This is a genomic window from Natrialba sp. PRR66 (assembly GCF_034808065.1).
GTDB classification, from domain to species: domain Archaea; phylum Halobacteriota; class Halobacteria; order Halobacteriales; family Natrialbaceae; genus Natrialba; species Natrialba aegyptia.
On the sequence record NZ_JAXHGN010000005.1, the window covers coordinates 299,948 to 317,137 of the forward strand.

Here is a 17,190-nt window from a genome sequence, read left to right on the forward strand (position 1 = left end):
CGACTGGCACTTCGACTGTCGCGTCGACCCGCTACCGATCTAACTCAGTTGCGATCGCTTCGGTGTCCGCCACATCCTCGATTGCCGACAGCAGTTCCTCGCGCTCGCGAACCTCGGCTGAACTCGCGCCGTACGCGCGGACGTACTCCGCACGACTATGTTCCGTAAAGGCGTGCCGAATCGCGAGATAGCCGTCCGGAACGACCGTTCCACAGACGTTGCACTCACACTGGTCGTGCTCGGTCGCCTGATGGACGACGGCCGATTCGACATCCGCGAAGACCTCGCCACAGCCATCGATTCCACATTCCCAGGCCATTCGTCTTCACAGTGAACTCGAGAGGCCGTCCTAATGGTCTTTTCGCAGTCTATGTGATCGCAAACAGACATAGAAGCGGCACCGCCAGGGAGCGGGATGGAACTCGTGACCATCGAATCGGTAGCGACAGGTGTAGAAATGACAAGAAATAATCGTGAGATGCCGAGTCTGATAGTGACAGCCATACACCATTCCGGCCCAGATCCAACCGTTAACCGAGTTCAGAATCAGAATTCATAACTTTTCGGTCGCGAAACGGGGGCATGTGAGTGACGTGAGCGACGGAGTGGCGTCTCGAGTCGACTGTCACACGAAGGTCCTCAACGAGGCTGTGATCGAACGGGCGACCGAGGCAGGGCTCGACGCGATGGTCTATGCACCGCACTTCCGGCGGCTACCGGAGATTCGCGAGATTGCGGCCCGGTATTCGACCGAAGAGCTGTTGGTCATCCCCGCCCGCGAGGTGTTTACCGGCACCTGGACGGACCGGAAACACGTCCTCGCGCTGGGTCTCGAGGACCCAGTTCCCGATTTCATCTCGCTCGAAGCGGCGATGGCCGAGTTCGACCGCCAGGACGCAACGGTTCTCGTTCCGCATCCCGAGTTCGCCACCGTCAGTCTCACGGCCGCCGATCTGTACCGGTACGAGGGGACGATCGACGCGATCGAGATCTTCAACCCGAAGCATCTGCCCCACCACAACCGGCGGGCGCGGGAACTCGCAACTGAACTCGAGTATCCCCCGTATACGTCGTCCTACGCCCATCTCCCGCGTTCGATCGGGAGCGCCTACACCGTCTTCGAGCGGGCAATCGAAACGGAACGGGACCTCCTCGATGCACTCGACGACGGCGTCTCGCGGCGCGTCGTCTATAAGAACGGCCTGCGACGGTGGCGAACGACGGCGAACGAGTTGCTCCATCTGGGCTATGAGAACACCTGGGAGAAGGCCGACCGGCTGTTTCTCTCCGGCACGGAGCCGACGCATCCGGATCACATCGCATACGACGGCCGGTTCGACGATGCGGCCGTTTACTGACGGCGTCGGTCGTTTCTCATCGAATCACGGCATCGTTCCGTCCGCTCCTCCTCCACGCACTCTCCCCCCCCTTCCTAGCGCCGCAGTCCAGAGCGTCGATCAGCAACCGGGAAGCATCTCGCCGACCCGATCCCAGTGACTGCCGCGCCAGAAATACTGCCCGCACGACTGACAGCGCCAGACCGGGGTGGGCCCCGTCGACGACCGTGACGATCCGTCGTCCCGACCGGCGGCCGGCGTTTCGCTCTCGAACGCGCCGGGTTCGGGCGCGTACTCCGGCGTCGATTCCGACGGCTCGACCCGTTCGAGCCGTCCGTTACACCGCCCGCAAACGGCCGGTTCCGGCGGGAGTTCGAGTTCGACGCCGGCCTCGTGCAGTTGCGCGAGTTGCTCGTCGACCTCGTGTGCCGTCAAGAGAATCGCGTCCGCGGCGCGGGTCGCGAGTTCACTATCGCGCGTCACGATCGTTCGGTCGTCGTCGCGAGCGGCGGCGATCACGTCGTCGTCCGCCTCCAGATTTCGGTCGCCGGCGTAGACGGTGTCGTAGTTGCACATTCGGAGGTACGAGACGAGGCCGCCGCACATGGTATCGAGGAGAAATTGCATGGGCTGTTCGAAAACGGGCACAGCCGATCAGTGCAAGAACTCGCGTACCGCCTCGAGTTCCCAGGTGTTGATCACGTCTCCCGGTTCGGCCCACCCGCGGCGGGCCGTGTGAACGCCCCAGCGCATGAACTCGAGCGTCGACGGCTGGTGGGCGTCCGTGTTGATGGCGATCTTTGCGCCCGCGTCGATGGCGGCCTGGACGGCGCTACCCCACAGGTCCAGGCGTCGCGGGTTGCTGTTGACCTCGAGTGCGGTGTCGTGTTCGGCGGCCGCCTCGCCGAGGGCGGTCGCGTCGAAATCGAGTCCGGAGCGTTCGTTCAGCAGTCGGCCGCTCGGATGGCCCAGTACGTCGACCGCGGGATTTTCGACCGCGCGAACGAGGCGGTTCGTCGCCCGCTCGGTGTCCTGATCGAGGGCGCTGTGCGTTGAGGCGACGATCACGTCGAGGGCGTCGATGGCCTCCGCGGAGAGGCCGATCTCGCCGTCGGCGTCGACGTTCGCCTCGATGCCGGCGAAGACGTCGATGTCGCTCGCGGCGTCGACTTCGCGGATCTGTTCGACCTGCTCTAGGATTTCGGTGTCCGACAGCCCCATGCCGCCGACGATACCCGGTCCCTCGGCGTGGTCGGCGAGTCCGAAGTAATCGTAGCCGCGCTCGTCGGCGGCCCCGACCATCTCCTCGATGGTGTTGTTGCCGTCCGACCACTCCGTGTGGCTGTGGAAGTCGCCGCGGATGTCCTCGCGCGTAAGCAGGTCCGGAAGCGTTCCCGCTTCTGACGCCCCGATCTCGCCCCGATCCGTCCGCAACTCGGGCGGCATCCAGTCCAGCCCGAGCGCCTCGTACATCCCCTCCTCCGTCTCGCCCGCCAGCCGGTCGCCGATGCGCTGACTGCCATCCGCCCCCGAGCCCGACCCGTCGCCGTCTGGGCCGGCGTCGACCTCGCTCACGTCGAACACGCCATACTCGTTTACCTTCAGCCCCCGATCGATCGCGTAGTTTCGCAGGCTGACGTTGTGGTCCTTGCTCCCCGTAAAGTACTGCAGCGCCGCGCCGAACTCGTCGGGGACGACGACCCGAAGATCGACGCGAATCTCGCCGACGCGAACGCTCGCCTTCGCCGGTCCCGACTCGATCTCGCTGTCGACGGAGTCCCACCCGACGAACTGCTCGATGACGGCCTCGTTGTCGGTCGTGCCGACGAGGACGTCGACGTCGCCGATCGTCTCGCGCCACCGCCGGATCGAGCCGGCGACCTCGCAGCGTTCGACTTCCGCGATCCCCTCGAGTTCGGCGAGCACGTCGTCGGCGAGCGGGCGCGCCTCGCCGAGCAACTGGCGCGTTCCGACCTCGCGGGCGAACTCGATGTTGTCGCGGATGTTCTGCTCGGTTTTCGGGCCGAAACCTGAGACCGCCTGTATCTCGTTCGCTTCGGCGGCCGCCTCGAGATCGTCCAGGGTTTCGATACCCAGCTCGTGGTACAGCTTCCCGGCCGTCTTCGGGCCGACGCCCTCGATCCGGGTGATGTCGGCGATGTCGATCGGGAGTGCAGCCTGCAGTTCCTCGAGTTCATCGATCGAACCCGTTTCGACGTACTCGACGATTTTGGTGGCGATCGCATCGCCGACGCCGTCGATGTCTTCGATGGCGTCGCGGTCGCCCGCCTCGACGTAGTCGGCGATCGGTGACGGGTGCGCACGGACGTTTTCAGCCGCACGGCGGTACGCGCGCGGTTTGTACTCCACGTCGTCGGCCTCGAGCAGGTCGGCGAACTCCTCGAAGCGGCCGGCGATTTCGGCGTTGGTCGCCATCGCGATCAGCGCCCCCTCCGTGAACTCGCGTCGTCCTCGCGGCCGAGCGCCTGTTTCAGGAACGACATCCAGCGTTTCGTGTCGGCGGCCTGCTGGGCTTTTTGTTCGCGCTCGAGATCCGTCGGCCCGAGGTTCTCGAGGGCGTTCAGGCCCCGGTCGATCCCGATGATGCTCTGTGCCAGTTCCTCGCCCTCCTCGCGGGTGATGTCGCCCTCTTCGATCGCTTCGATGCGCTCGACGCGTTCCCGACGGAGGTTGCGTTTCGCCTGCTCGACGCGGTCGCGCTCGCCGGCTGGCACGGTCTCGCGGCGTTTGATCTCGAAGACGAACGTTCGGAGGTCGATCTCCTCGCCCTGGACCGTGATCGTCTCCGGAATGTCCGCGCCGACGGTCGCGCCCTCGCGCTCGACGCGCTCGAGCAGTTGCTTGCGCTCGAACTCTTGCACGTCTCAGTATGGGGCTCGCGGCGCTAAAAATGTACAGTCCGGTCAGAACTCCCATACTGCTCTCGTCATGCACCCGTCAGTCACACGAACCCCAAACCCCTTAGCGACGCCGTGCATACCCCCATCAATGGCTACGTGCGACGTGTGTGGGAAAGACGAAAACATGCCGTACAACTGTCGGCACTGTGGCGGCACTTATTGTGCCGACCACCGGCTGCCAGAGAACCACAATTGTTCCGGCCTGCAAAACTGGAACGATCCGAGCGGCGTCTTCGATAGCGGCTTCGACGAGAGCGTCAACGGCGGGACAAGCACGTCAAAGAGCGCGAGTTCGCGCGTTCTCGACGCCCTCCCAATCGATACCGGACCGGGCGGGCCGCTTGCCTACTTCCGCGGGAACATGACGTATACGTTCCTCGCGTTGATATGGCTCACGTTCCTCGCGCAGTGGCTCACGCTTCTTATCGGGGGTGGGGCCCTCCACCGAACGCTGTTCATTCTGACTCCCCAACATCCTGAATACGTCTGGACCTGGGTAACCTCGGTATTCTCACACAATCCAGGTGATATATTACACATCGTGTTCAACAGCATCGTGATATTCTTCTTCGGCCCGCTCGTCGAGCGCTACGTCGGGTCGCGGAAGTTCGCGGCGCTGTTCATCGTCAGCGGTGCCCTGGCCGGACTCAGCCAGGTTGCCATCCAAATCTATCAGGGGCCGGTCATCCCGGGCGTTGGCGGCGTCCTCGGTGCCAGCGGTGCAGCCCTCGCGATCATGGGCGTGCTCACCGTCCTGAACCCGAAACTCACCGTCTACCTCTACGGGCTCGTCCCGGTCCCTATCTGGCTCCTCACGGCCGGAACGGCTGTCATTAGCCTCGTCCTCATCGGCACCGGTGGCGGCGGAAACGTCGCCCATGCCGCCCACCTCGTCGGCCTCCTCGTCGGCCTCGCCTACGGCGAGTACGTCAAACGAACCAAAACCGTCCGCACGTCGGGGAAGTTCAGACTCGGCGGTGGCGGACCGGGTGGCCCGGGCGGTCCCGGCGGCCCCGGCGGTCGTCGGCGCTTCTAACGCGACCCCTTCGTCTTCTTCACGTCCGCACCTGTAATTCACCACACCGTCCTTCTCACGTCCGCAGTTTTGCACACCGTATCATCGACTACGCAGCGCTTCGGCACGTCTTCGCAGAATCATCCCCTACACACCGCCATCCGTTTTTCCACATCCAACCGCTATACCGCCACCGCGCTCCATCATCCTCAACGCCTATTTTCGCTCGGTCACAACACCTACTACCACGACCAATGTGTGCACCTCCGCCCCGCCCCGATCTCGCACCCGATCCCGAACTCGACCGCGCGGCAATGGAATCCCTCCAGCGCGAAATCGCCGACACCGCCGTCTTCACCGACGAGTTCACGTTCGATTGCGAGTCGCTGACGAATCCGCTGGCCGCGAGCGCCGCGGCCGACGCCGATCCGCCGACCGTCGTCGGCATCGACCAATCGTTCCTCACGAACGACGCGGGCGACCAGGACCGAGCGCTGAGCGCCGTCGTCGCCGTGCGCGGCGGCGAAGTGATCGAGCGCGTCGCCGCCGTTACCGACCTCGAAACGCCCTACATTCCGGGGTTGCTGTCCTTCCGCGAGGGCGGCGCTATTCTCGCGGCACTCGACGAACTCTCGGTCGAGCCCGACCTCTTTTTGTTCGATGGAAGCGGCCGCATTCACTTCCGACAGGCGGGCATCGCGACCCATATCGGCGTCGTGCGTGACGTGCCGAGTGTCGGCGTCGCGAAGAGCCTCCTCTGTGGCACGCCGTGCGAGGAAACGGCGGATCTGCAGACCGGAACGCGCGTCGGCATCGAGGCGAACGCGAAGGTCGACGCACCGGCGGGGACGCTGCTCGGCTACGCCGTCCAGACGCGCCAGTACGACTCGCCGAATCGGTACATCAACCCGCTGTACGTCAGCCCCGGCCACCGCGTCGGTCCTGAGACGGCCGCCGATATCGCGCTCGCGTTGGCGTCTTCCTACAAGCTGCCGGAGCCCGTCCGCCTCGCCGATAGCTACGCCACCGAGGCCAAACGCGGCTACGTGGACTCCTGAATCCTGGTCTCTGAATTTGCATTCACGTCCCGCCGAAGCGGTGTTCGATACGCAGACGGCACCGGGGTTCCGCTATCGGCAGCCTGATATGACGGATCAACCTCTTGCCAAAACGGATACAGATGGTCGACCGATCGCGCGTACTCGGCGTCTGGCGACGGACGATCTCGCTGTCCTGGCCGATCGCGCTCCAACAGACGTTCAACACGCTGATGCGGACGGTCGACATCGTCGTCACCGGACTCTTCTCGCCGGCCGCCGTCGCCGCGATCGGGCTCGCGGACCTCTACGCGCAGATTCCACTTCGCATCGGCCTCGGACTCGGCACTGGTTCGATCGCCCTCTCCAGCCAGGATACCGGCAGGGAGGCGACGGCGACGCGCGACCGGGCGATCACCCAGGCGATCCTCATCGGGTTCCTGGCCGGCCTGCCGCTGATCGCCGTCGGCCTCGCTCTCTCGGACTCCCTGATCGCCATCCTCGGTGCCGAACCCGAGGTCGTCCGAATGGGCGGGCAGTACCTCGCGCTCGTCTTCGTCGCAGCGCCCATGCGAATCGTCGGCCTCGTCGGTGCCCGATCGCTACAGGGAACCGGCGACACGCGGACACCGATGGCCGTCAACGTCGTCGCGAACGGGGTTAACATCGTCATGACGGTCGGACTCGGACTCGGGATCGGCGTCTTTCCCGAACTCGGCATCGTCGGCGTCGGGTTGGCGACGGCGGTCAGTCGAACGATCGAGGCCATCATGATAACCGCCGCAATCGCGAGCGCCTGGACCGAACTCTCGTTCGCCCGCCCGCGGTCGCTGACGATCACGCGTCAGTTGGTCGCCGTCAGCCTCCCGAACTTCGCGGAGGGGATGAGCACGTCGCTCGCGAACTTCCCGTTCAACGCGCTGTTGCTCACGTTCGGCACGGAGGTCAACGCTGCCTACCACATCGGCCGCCGAATCTACCAGCAACTCACCGGGCCGCTGTACCGGTCGTTCAACGTCGCCGCGAGCATCGTCGTCGGGCAGACCCTGGGTGACGGCAGACCGGATGATGCACGGTTTTCGGGGCTCTCAATGACCGCGCTCAGCGTCCTGACGCTCGGAATTGCCGGTGTCGTTCTGGTCGTCGGCGCAACGCCGATCGCCCGCGTGTTCACGAACGACGCCGAAACGCTCACCCACGCCGCCACGTTCACCCGCGTCTTCGGCGTCTCGATGCTGTTCTTCGGTATCTTCTTCCCGATCTCCGGAAGCCTCCGAGGCGCAGGTGACACGCGGACGCCGTTTTACGCCCGTTTTACCGGCACGTTCGGCTTCATGCTCGGCGTGTCCTACCTCGCGGGGATCACACTCGACTACGGCCTTCCCGGCGTGTACGTCGGTATCGTTCTCAGTTACGCCTGGTGGACGCTCGTCGTCACGGCGGGCTTCCTCTGGAGCGACTGGGCCGACACGGCAGCAGCACTCATGAACGAACGGCGAAACCTCTCGGAGTGAGATGCCGCTGCACCGATCCCAGTCCCGATCACACGACTGACCGTCATCGCCGATAGAACTTCCACCGAGCGCGACAAACCGTCGATACTTAGGTATCGTCTCACGAACGGGTCACACATGGCCACCGCTGAGGAAGACGAGAGTCCCGCGGAATCCGACGAGGTCGGGGCCGACAGCGCCGACACGGACCGATCCCGGGGACCGACCGATCCCGAGACCGCGACCGCGACCGGAACGACGACTCCAACCCAGTCCGACCGTGACGATCGCACGTCGTCGAACACGGACGCCGACGACGACCGCTACACCCGCAAACAATCCGTCCTGATCACCGGCTGTTCGTCGGGTATCGGACGCGCCACTGCCACGGCATTTCTCCAGCGAGACTGGCAAGTCATCGCAACGGCCCGCAACGCGGACGACATCACCGATCTCGAGGAGGCCGGCTGTACAACACTCGAACTCGACGTAACCGATCCCGACCAGATCGCGTCCGTCGTCGAACGAACCGTCGATCTCACCGGCGCAATTGATTGTCTCGTCAATAACGCCGGGTACGCCCAGATGGGCCCCCTCGAAGACATTTCGACGGCGGATCTCCACCGCCAGTTCGATGTCAACGTCTACGGCCCCCATCGACTCATCCGCGCCGCACTGCCGCACATGCGCGCCCAGGGCGAGGGCCGGATCATCAACGTCTCGAGCGTGATCGGCCGCATCTCTATCCCCGGCTCCGGCACCTACGCCGGCTCGAAACACGCACTCGAGGCGATGACCGACTCGCTGCGCGCCGAGGTCGACGAGTTCGGTATCGATGTCACCCTGATCGAACCTGGCCCGGTCGAGACGAACTTCACGAACCGCGTCGACGAGGAACTGCCCGACGACGAGCGGACCCCAGCCTACGAGTCGCTGTACGAACTCTACGACGAGGCGCAGTTGATCGGGGGCGGCGCAGGCGGCCCCTTCGCATCCGAAGCCGACGATGTTGCGGCAGCGATTCTCGATGCGGCCTCGACGCCGGAGCCGCCGGCGCGGTATCCCGTCGGGCCGCTGGCCCAGTACGGCGTCTACGCTCGGTTCCTACCGGATCGGCTGCGGGATGCGGCCTACGGTCTCCTTCGGAAACTCGCCTGACGCTGTCGTGTCACGATAGTAACTATTTTTACAAATCCCCGAATAGAAAGAAACGGTTACCGGTCATGTCGAACTCGGAACTCGATACCGTTGAACTCGCGGACGCAGTTTCGAACGTCCTCTACAGTATCGCCGGTTGGCTCTCGATCATCGTTGGACTTCTCGGGACGCTCACAGTCGCTCTAAAGCTCGCGGACGAAGGACTCACAGATGGTGAGCTACTGCCGCCAGCGATTGTCCTTGCCGTCATGCTCGGTCTCGTCGCTCTCGGTATCTTCGTGACGCCCAGGTTCCGACGCCGACTGAACCGACGAGACGCATTGTCGCAGTTCGGATACACCAACTCCGTCGACAGTCGTGTCATCCGTCCAGAAGCGGAGTGTACCGAACGCTGTGCGAGCTGTCGCTCCCGGATTGAGAAGGGCCTGGTGCGGCGGTATCGAACCGAGTTCACAGTCGCCGGTATTCCAGTCTACACGGGTTCCGAGGGACGCAACCACTACTGCTTCGAGTGCGCACTCGAGGAGGTGTTTCCAGCGGGGAGCGGGCGCTCGGCTCCGGAGAGGGCGGATTTCGACGACAAGGACGATACAGAACTCGACAGCAAGGCCGGCAAGGATACCGACAGAGACACGGCCAACTCCGTTGCACTCACCACACGCGACTAGTCGCGCCGTGGTTGGCGACAGGTCAATCCGCAGCCGCCTGCCGTACTGACGCTCCAGAACAGGTCAATGTGTACGCGCCACCCGGGCGTCTATTCACGTAGCCCGCCCGCTGCAGCGCTCGACAGTGTCGGTCGACCGTCATCGGGTGGATCGTCATCTCGAGCGCCGTCGCGATCTCCGCGACGGTTATCGCCTGCGTCGTCTCGAGAACAGCGAGAATCGAACGTTCCTGGGCTGAAAGCGATGTCATGGGACAGAAGGGCCGAAGGATGACGAGTTCACTGCTATGGGAGCGCGGTCTCCGGGTGTGGCGTTTCGCCTGGGGGGAGGCCGGGCGTCAGCTGAACTCGGCTGCATCGTCGCGTCGTGGTCATCGTGCCCGTGACTATCGTTGGCGAGTTTCCCAATCAAGCGGCGCGCTGATTCTCAGTTGGTGGGAACGGTCCGGTATCCCGGACGAACGTCGGCTCGGGTGGAGTTAGCTGCCCCAGGCCTCGACGAACTCGGTGGGGAGCGTTCCCAGGTCGATACCCCACGCCATCGGGAGCCACAGCAGTGCGACGAGCGTGATCAATACGATCCCGATGACGTTGAGTCCGACGCCGACGCGGGCCATCTGGGAGAGCGAGATGTAGCCGCGAAGACGATGGCGTTGGGCGGTGTCGCAACCGGGAGCAGTATCGATTCTCGTCTTTGCGACGGAGCTGGGCGGTATCACAGACGTTCAGCCACCGGTCGTCTGGAGATGACGGAGTTCTACTCACCGTCGTCACAGCAGCACAATCGCGAAGCACGACCGGTTGTGACGGATGGACTACTCTGAGTCGATCTCATCCCGTTTCTGCGTCTGCCACCAGTGGATCGCCCAGTTTGGGAGAAATAGCAGAACCACGGCTACGACGCTTACAAACGCGATTATCAGTATCTCGATCATCGATGCTGAAACCGAATACAACACGATTTGTCGTGTGTGTTTTGCCGCCGTACCGAACGAGTTCAAAGCGGTGCCTGCCGGTGGAAATCCTGCCGGATAGGGAGGGTGCCGATCAGTATCGATATATAGCGACTTCCCGTCCACGCGATTGATGGAACACAGCGGCACCGAGACGCCTTCAGGCGAACCTGCTCTTGGTGTCAAAACTCTTGCGGGCGTCACGGGCCTCTGTGCGTTCGCCGTGGCCGGTTTCGGCATGGTCTCCATCGTCGACCTTGAGCCACGTCTCGCGTCGAAAACTCTGCTGTCGCTCGTCGCCCCAGCGTTGCTGCTCGGGTTCGGCCTCGGTATGCTCGTTCTAGCCGCGGGATTGTGGAACGGGCTGTACTGGGCCTGGAGTTGGATGGTTCTCCTCTATACTGGGAGTACGTTCGGTGGCCTTGCCGCAGGGATCACCACCGGTGACCCCTCAGCGCTCGGTAGCGCCGTGGTTTCGGGACTCATTGCAGCATACCTCTACCGTCATCGCAACGAGTTCAACGCGACGAATCGCTGAGCGCGGTGTTCCGTTGCGGTCGTAACCGGCGCGGCCGATACAGGTGACGGCACGCCGAGACGGACAGCAGAAAATCACTTTCGGGCCCACATCGAATCATCGCCTACGTATCGCGCGTTGCTTCCCATCGACGAGCAGGAATAATCGGGCGTAAGCGCAGGTAAACGCCGTTCTCGACGTGGCGACCGGATTGCCTCGACGGATTCGAGAGCGGTTTCGAGGCGAGACGATCGAGTGGCCGACTACCGGAGACAGGCCGCAACGACTTCGAGCATTCCCACGCCGCGAACCTCGTCGGCGAACAGCGGCACTCGTCGCACGTCCGGCCCCCGAAAGAGGTCCTGGGCCTCCGCGAGCGCCGACTGCTGGACGTCCCAGCGGCGCTGGCAGAACTCACAATCGTCCAGGTTCGGCTGCAAGAACTCGCCGTCGACGTCGTCGGTGACGTTCGAAAGCGGCTCCATCACGCGGTTGACGACGACCGTGCCGACGGGTATCTCGAACTCCCGTAACTGCTCGCGCAGCCGCGTCGACTCGTAGACGCTCATCTTCTCGGGGATCATCACGATCCGAAAGTCCGTGCGCGTGGGATCCTGGAGCGCCGACCGGAGCCGTTCGATACGCGTTCGCAACTCCTTCAGGTCGGACAGATCCTGCGTCTGCTCCTCGTCGTCCTGGCCGCCGAACAGCCCCTTCATGCCCTCGAACATGCCGCTTAGTCGCTGGCGGAACTTGAGCATCCGGCCGACCATCGTGTCCATGACCTCCGGTAACTGAAGCAATCGCAAGGTGTGACCCGTCGGTGCCGTGTCGACGACGACGCGGTCGAATCGCTCGTCGTCCATGTACGCGAGCAACAACTGCATCGCCGCGGCCTCGTCCGCACCGGGCATCGCACCACCGAGCATCGCTTCCATGGGATTCTCCCCGCCGAGCATGTCGCCGAGACCCCCGAGTTCACCCAGGCCGCCGGCCCCGCTCTGGTCGCCGGAGCCGCCGAACGGGCCGCCCTCGCCGAATCCCTCGGATCCGTCGCCCGCACCGAACTCGGCGTCCTCACCGCCGCCACCGAAAATCGCCTGGCCGCGTTCCGCAGCCGCTTCGGGGTCGATCTCGGCACCGTAGAGCGGAACGTCCTCCCGAAGTCGGGCCGGTTCGGCGGGCACGTCGATCTCGAACGTATCGGACAGTGAGTGTGCAGGGTCCGTCGAGACGACGAGCGTGCTGGTTCCGCCGCGGGCACTGTCGAGCGCCGTTGCGGCGGCCATCGTCGTCTTGCCGACGCCACCTTTCCCGCCGTAGAGGACATATTCCGGGCCGTCGATCGGCTCGTCGGATGGCTCGACATCGATCGTTTCCCGCGCCGGCTCCTCGTCGGGCGAACTCGTCGGTGTGACCTCGATCGTATTCGAGTCGTCGCTCTCGGTTTCGCCACCGTCCGCACCGGCGACAGTCTCCGTCTCGTCCTCGTCGACGACCTCGACGTCGATTCCACTCATGCCAGCCGATTCGGTTCGATCACACGAGTATTCGTCGGTCCAGCGTGGATCTCGGGCCGAACGAAGGACAGGGACACGACAGAACACACGAGTTATCGGACGACCGCAACCGGAACCGGTGACCGCCGAACGACGCTCTCCGCGACGCTCCCGAGCAACACGCGAGACACGCCCTCCCGCCCGTGGCTCCCGATAACGACCGTCTCGTAGCCCTCATCGGCCGCCCGATCGACGATCCGCCGCTCTGGCTTGCCCGCTGCAACTTCCGTTTCGAGTTCACGATCCGCGCTCGCAGCGAGCGCGGTCGCCTCCTCGAGGAGGTCGGTCGCGTACTCGCGGGCCTGCTCGGTGACGGGGAGTCGGAGTTCCGGCCCCTCGAGCGGTTCGACCGTCGTTTCTGCGATCGGGATCACGTAGAGGGCGGTGATCGCCGCGTCGGGGAACGTTTCGAGCGCGAACTCGAGTGCGGCCGTTGCCGGTTCCGAGCCGTCGTAGGCGACGAGTATGCGGCCGTCACCGACGTGCTCTCGGGTCATTCGAGAGTTGACTCGTCGATCAGTTCGAACAGCGGATCGAAGTCCTCCGGCAGGCCGTTCCGCACTTTTTCGATGTTCCCCGGGGGAACCACAGCCGCGACGATGGCGACCAGTTGCTGGGCGTGGTAGTTCGCGTCGGAACGATCGACGCCTTCCCGTTCGGCAACCCGGTCGAGAAACTCCTGATAATCAAAGCGCTGTCCGTGGTCGGCCGTGATCAGATACCGGTCGATCTCCATCGGGAGCGGGCTGGCGAGATCGGTTGCCTCTCCCTCATGGAGCCGTTCTCCCAGCGTCGTCAGGACGGCTCGGCTCGCCCGAACGGCCTGGCCGGCCTGTGCGTACTCGAGTTCGTGTTGGACCTGGCCGATGAACTCGGTGTAGTTCATAGCGATAGGGATGACGACATCGACCCGGCTGATAAAGCTAGCAGTGGAAGCGGTACCCGGTATCCACTCGCTCTCGCTGCTTCGGCGGCGTTCGAAAGCGCGAACTCGAGGGCTGTCGGTGTTCGAACAGCGGAGAACTCGATTCGCGGGAGCGGCCGGTCAATCGAAGTACTGCGCCAACCGTTCGGCGGCTTCCTCGACGCGCGGGGTAACGAGGGCGAACCGGAGCCAGTCGCTGCGAGAGTCCCCGAATGCGTTGCCGGGCATCCCCGCGACGCCGATCTCGTCGATCAATTGCTCGATGTTTGCGAGCGTCCCCGGATACCCTTCGAACCGAGCCATGACGTAGAACGCACCGTGGGGCGTTGTATAGGCCGCGCCCGCGGCGTCCAGCGCATCGGTGAACGTCTCGACGCGTTCGCGCAGCAGCTCGCGGTTGCGCCGATAGTAGTCCGGTCCCGTCTCGCGCAGGGCGTGTAACACCGCGTACTGGGCCGGGCGGCTCCCGGCGACGTTGACGAGCATGTGCCGACTCCGCGCGTTTGCGACGAGTTCAGGCGGGAAGATGGCGTACCCGACCCGGAAGCCGGTGATCGCGAGCGATTTCGAGAAGGCGTTGGTGACGATTCGGTGCTCGGAGTCGACGCCGAGGGCGCTCGAGAACTGGCCCGAGAGATCGAAGTGGTCGTAGACCTCGTCGCTGATGAGGATTGCGTCGTGCGCTTCGACGGTGGCGACGAGTTCGCGAACGGTTTCCTCGGGGTACACCGCGCCCGTCGGGTTATTCGGCGAGTTGACGACGATGGCGGCCGTCTCGTCGCTGGCGGCGGCGCGCACGTCGGCGGGATCGAGTTGGCCCGTCTCGTCCGTCGAGACGAAACGCTGTGTGCCGCCGAGCATCGTCGTCTTGCCGGGGTAGTAGGGGTAGACGGGTTCGGTCAACAGGATCTCGCTCCCCCGGTTGCGTTCCATCGCTCGGGCCATCGCGAGATAGTTCGCCTCGCCCGCCCCGTTCGTGATGACGACCTGGTCAACGTCGACGCCGCGGCGGTCGGCGATTTCCGCGCGGAGTTCGACCAGCCCGTCGCTCGGGGGATACTGGAATCGGTCCGGGTCGGCGTCGGCGAACTCGTGGAGGCCGGTTCGAAGCGCCTCGGGTGGCTCCCAGTCGGGGTTGCCGCTGACCATGTCGATGACGTCGGTCTCCGCACGGTCGGCGTACTCCATGACGTGGAAGAAAAGCGGCGTCTCGTACTCCATGAGTGTGTATGGGTCTGCCCGTACCGTCGTTCTTTCCGTTCGTTCTCTCCGTTTCGTCGTTCTCTCCGTTCGCCGTTCTCGGCGGCCTCCTGGCCGTCCCATCCGTCGCTCATCCGACGGGGAGTCAACCGCGCCTTGACAACGCTGGATCCCCTTCGGACAGCTATGAACGACGACATCGATCGCACCCTCCCGATGGACGTTGCCGACGCGCTTCGAGAGACCGAAGAGACGCTTTCGGTCGCCGAATCCTGTACCGGCGGCCTGATCGGGGCGGCGATCACCGCCGTGCCGGGCGCGAGCGACTACTTCGAGTCCGGGCTGACGACCTACGCCTACGACGCCAAACGCCGCCACCTTGGCGTCGGTCGGGAACCACTGGACGAGCACGGTGCCGTCTCCGAACCGGTCGCACGGGAGATGGCCCGCGGCGTCCGCGACGTGACGAACGTTACTTGGGGCGTCTCGACCACCGGCGTCGCCGGTCCCACCGGCGGGAGCGAGGAGACGCCGGTCGGCACCGTCTTCATCGGCATCGCCTACGCCGGCCCCTGGGGAAGCGAGTCCTCCTACGCGACGGTCTCGCGCTACGAGTTCAGCGGCGACCGGGCGGACGTTCGCGCGAAGACCGTCGACCGAGCGCTCGCGGATTTGCTCGCGGAAATCAATGGCCAGCATCCTGAGGCGGTCGACGCCGAAACCGATATCGATCTCGAGACTAACGCTGACACTGACGCCGATACCGGCACCGATACCAATTCGGCCGAGTGAGAGTCACAAAAGAAAGCTATTCGGCGGTCGGATTTCGAGTATCGGGTGATGAACAAGAAGGGGCACGTCCTCAACGCCGCGCTGTTGAGTATCGGACTGGGATACCTGCTCGAACCGGCCGGGAATCTGGCGACCTTCGAGACCATCGTCTCCATCGGCGTTCCGATCACGCTCGGCGCGCTGTTTCCGGACGTCGACACCGCGTTCGGCAAACACAGAAAGACGCTGCACAACCTGCCGATCCTGGCCGGCTTCATCGTCTTTCCCGAACTCTTCGGTAACCTCGAGTGGGTCTGGGTCGGGATTCTGACGCACTACGTCCTCGACGTGGCGGGGAGCAAGCGCGGGATCGCGCTCTTCTATCCCCTCTGGAAGCAGGAGTTCGGCCTGCCGGTCGGCGTCGCGGTCAGCAGTCGACGCGCCGATCTCGTGACGGTCCTCGTGACCGCCGCGGAGGTCGCACTGGCGGCGGTTCTCGTGTTCCGGTTCCCGCAGGAAGGAATTGAACTCGCGCGGCAGTCGATCGGCTTCTGATTGGGGCCGCCGACTACTATCACTTATCGGCGGTTCGGCGTCCACTCCTCGCAGGCGTCCATATCGTCCATGCCCTGTTCGTGGTAGGCGCAGTAGGGGACCATCCCCGAGGACGAACGCACGTATTCGAAGTGCCGGCAGTTCCCGCAGTAGCGGTCCGTCGGTTCGGTCGCCGCGGGTTCGCTGTCGGCCGTCGTGTCCGTGACGATTTCCGCGTCCGTGCCGTCGCCGAGTGGCTCGGACTCGGTCGGCGAGGAGAGTTCAGTTGCGGTTGCGCCGCCGTCGCTCGTGACAGCTTCGGAGGCAGCTGTCGACTGTGTCGTGGCCGCCTCTCCCGTCTGTCCAGCTTTCGAGGTGGCTGCGGTGGACGAAGTCGATCGGGAAGAGGATGGACCGCCGTCGGTTTCGTCGCCGTTCGTCTGCGTTTCGACGTCGCCGTCGGGGGTCCCACCGAGGAACCCGATGCCGCCGAGACCACCCGGGTCCGACGATTCCTCGACTTCGACGACCGTCTGATTGTGCCGCGTCACGTTCATCTCGAGCATGCCGCCGGGATCGTTTCGCGTTTTGAAGTTGACGACGGCGACGAACAGACACCAGACGGCGATGAAGAGGCCGAGGAGATAGATCGCGGATACGTGTAGCGTGAGCTCCTTCCCGTACCCCCGCCAGTGGTGGGGATAGGCGTACCAGAAGAGCACGACACCGAAGAGACAGAGACTCGCACTGATTGCGGCGGCCGCGCGGACGCGGCGACTCGCTGGCAAAACAGTGAAGACGCCGACGAGCGCCGCCGGGACGCCGATCCCCGCGAGGACGCCGGCGATCGCGACGATCGCAAACTGGTCGGCCATCCCCCAGTCGGCGAACCCGACCGCGAAGTTGGCGGCGACGTCCGTCGTGGCGACGAGTACGGCGACGACGGCGAGAATCGCACCCACCAGGACGAGCCCCGTGCCGGCGTACAGCCGCCGTCGGCTCGTCACCTCCCGGGTGTTCCCCTCGTACGCCTCCGTCAGGCTTGTCATGCTGGCTCGTTCGCCCTCCCAGCACAAAACGATACGTCAGACACATATGGGTAA

19 protein-coding genes and 1 pseudogene are annotated in these 17,190 nt (G+C 64.3%); 9 read left to right on the plus strand and 11 right to left on the minus strand.

Annotated features, from left to right (window positions below; all coding sequences use genetic code 11):
• Nucleotides 1-31: 31 nt before the first annotated feature.
• On the minus strand, nt 32-319 hold the full coding sequence (locus tag SM755_RS18480) for a hypothetical protein (RefSeq protein WP_006666485.1): 288 nt from the start codon (nt 317-319) through the stop codon (nt 32-34).
• A gap of 265 nt (nt 320-584) precedes the next feature.
• Here SM755_RS18480 and SM755_RS18485 point away from each other — a divergent pair, with 265 nt between their 5' ends.
• Nucleotides 585-1,358, plus strand: a complete 774-nt coding sequence (locus SM755_RS18485; protein WP_323173936.1) for a PHP-associated domain-containing protein — start codon at nt 585-587, stop codon at nt 1,356-1,358.
• Between the two features lie 99 nt (nt 1,359-1,457).
• Here the strand turns inward: SM755_RS18485 and SM755_RS18490 are convergent, their stop codons facing one another.
• From SM755_RS18490 to SM755_RS18500, 3 genes are read right to left on the minus strand one after another with little or no spacing between them, the layout of a single operon-like run.
• On the minus strand, nt 1,458-1,964 hold the full coding sequence (locus SM755_RS18490) for a Mut7-C RNAse domain-containing protein (RefSeq protein ID WP_323173937.1): 507 nt from the start codon (nt 1,962-1,964) through the stop codon (nt 1,458-1,460).
• 27 nt (nt 1,965-1,991) lie between these two features.
• The gene (gene polX, locus SM755_RS18495) at nt 1,992-3,773 is read right to left on the minus strand and encodes a DNA polymerase/3'-5' exonuclease PolX (RefSeq protein ID WP_323173938.1); all 1,782 of its coding nucleotides are present in this window, start codon (nt 3,771-3,773) and stop codon (nt 1,992-1,994) included.
• Between the two features lie 5 nt (nt 3,774-3,778).
• Nucleotides 3,779-4,219 (minus strand): DUF5788 family protein, encoded by a 441-nt coding sequence (locus SM755_RS18500; protein WP_006666481.1) that lies wholly within the window; start codon nt 4,217-4,219, stop codon nt 3,779-3,781.
• Nucleotides 4,220-4,346: 127 nt separating this feature from the next.
• On the opposite strand from SM755_RS18500, the gene SM755_RS18505 reads away from it, so the two are divergent.
• The 5 genes from SM755_RS18505 to SM755_RS18525 all read left to right on the plus strand — a co-directional run bounded on the left by SM755_RS18505 (nt 4,347) and on the right by SM755_RS18525 (nt 9,629).
• A complete protein-coding gene (locus tag SM755_RS18505) occupies nt 4,347-5,294 on the plus strand; it encodes a rhomboid family intramembrane serine protease (protein ID WP_323173939.1) in 948 nt (315 codons plus the stop codon).
• A gap of 233 nt (nt 5,295-5,527) precedes the next feature.
• Nucleotides 5,528-6,331, plus strand: a complete 804-nt coding sequence (locus SM755_RS18510; protein WP_323173940.1) for an endonuclease V — start codon at nt 5,528-5,530, stop codon at nt 6,329-6,331.
• A 122-nt stretch (nt 6,332-6,453) separates the two neighbouring features.
• Nucleotides 6,454-7,824, plus strand: coding sequence for an MATE family efflux transporter (locus tag SM755_RS18515; RefSeq protein ID WP_323173941.1), 1,371 nt, complete (start codon nt 6,454-6,456; stop codon nt 7,822-7,824).
• Between the two features lie 117 nt (nt 7,825-7,941).
• Nucleotides 7,942-8,961 (plus strand): SDR family oxidoreductase, encoded by a 1,020-nt coding sequence (locus SM755_RS18520; RefSeq protein WP_323173942.1) that lies wholly within the window; start codon nt 7,942-7,944, stop codon nt 8,959-8,961.
• 65 nt (nt 8,962-9,026) lie between these two features.
• Entirely contained in the window at nt 9,027-9,629 is a 603-nt protein-coding gene (locus tag SM755_RS18525; protein ID WP_323173943.1) for a hypothetical protein, read from the plus strand.
• Nucleotides 9,630-9,651: 22 nt separating this feature from the next.
• Here SM755_RS18525 and SM755_RS18530 read toward each other — a convergent pair whose 3' ends face one another.
• Both SM755_RS18530 and SM755_RS18535 read right to left on the minus strand, forming a co-directional pair.
• Nucleotides 9,652-9,879 carry a MarR family transcriptional regulator gene (locus SM755_RS18530; protein WP_006666475.1) on the minus strand — a complete coding sequence of 76 codons (228 nt, stop codon included), beginning with the start codon at nt 9,877-9,879 and terminating at the stop codon, nt 9,652-9,654.
• Between the two features lie 228 nt (nt 9,880-10,107).
• Nucleotides 10,108-10,307, minus strand: a pseudogene (locus SM755_RS18535) (anion permease); the annotation flags it as partial.
• 407 nt (nt 10,308-10,714) lie between these two features.
• Between SM755_RS18535 and SM755_RS18540 the strand changes: the two are divergent.
• Nucleotides 10,715-11,119 (plus strand): hypothetical protein, encoded by a 405-nt coding sequence (locus SM755_RS18540; RefSeq protein ID WP_006666473.1) that lies wholly within the window; start codon nt 10,715-10,717, stop codon nt 11,117-11,119.
• Between the two features lie 242 nt (nt 11,120-11,361).
• Here SM755_RS18540 and SM755_RS18545 read toward each other — a convergent pair whose 3' ends face one another.
• The 4 genes from SM755_RS18545 to SM755_RS18560 all read right to left on the minus strand — a co-directional run bounded on the left by SM755_RS18545 (nt 11,362) and on the right by SM755_RS18560 (nt 14,803).
• On the minus strand, nt 11,362-12,618 hold the full coding sequence (locus SM755_RS18545) for a TRC40/GET3/ArsA family transport-energizing ATPase (protein ID WP_323173944.1): 1,257 nt from the start codon (nt 12,616-12,618) through the stop codon (nt 11,362-11,364).
• 92 nt (nt 12,619-12,710) lie between these two features.
• Nucleotides 12,711-13,154, minus strand: a complete 444-nt coding sequence (locus tag SM755_RS18550; RefSeq protein WP_323173945.1) for a universal stress protein — start codon at nt 13,152-13,154, stop codon at nt 12,711-12,713.
• Nucleotides 13,151-13,543: a DUF2267 domain-containing protein gene (locus SM755_RS18555; RefSeq protein WP_323173946.1), complete on the minus strand. Its 393-nt coding sequence runs from the start codon at nt 13,541-13,543 to the stop codon at nt 13,151-13,153. Before SM755_RS18555 ends, SM755_RS18550 begins: the two co-directional genes overlap by 4 nt.
• Before the next feature lie 159 nt (nt 13,544-13,702).
• Nucleotides 13,703-14,803, minus strand: a complete 1,101-nt coding sequence (locus tag SM755_RS18560; protein WP_323173947.1) for a pyridoxal phosphate-dependent aminotransferase — start codon at nt 14,801-14,803, stop codon at nt 13,703-13,705.
• A 165-nt stretch (nt 14,804-14,968) separates the two neighbouring features.
• Between SM755_RS18560 and SM755_RS18565 the strand changes: the two genes are divergently transcribed.
• Together SM755_RS18565 and SM755_RS18570 are read left to right on the plus strand one after the other, a co-directional pair.
• Nucleotides 14,969-15,574 (plus strand): CinA family protein, encoded by a 606-nt coding sequence (locus SM755_RS18565; RefSeq protein WP_323173948.1) that lies wholly within the window; start codon nt 14,969-14,971, stop codon nt 15,572-15,574.
• Nucleotides 15,575-15,622: 48 nt separating this feature from the next.
• Complete coding sequence (locus SM755_RS18570) at nt 15,623-16,108, plus strand: metal-dependent hydrolase (protein WP_323173949.1); 486 nt, start codon at nt 15,623-15,625, stop codon at nt 16,106-16,108.
• Between the two features lie 23 nt (nt 16,109-16,131).
• Here the strand turns inward: SM755_RS18570 and SM755_RS18575 are convergent, their stop codons facing one another.
• On the minus strand, nt 16,132-17,136 hold the full coding sequence (locus tag SM755_RS18575) for a hypothetical protein (protein ID WP_323173950.1): 1,005 nt from the start codon (nt 17,134-17,136) through the stop codon (nt 16,132-16,134).
• Between the last annotated feature and the right edge of the window lie 54 nt (nt 17,137-17,190).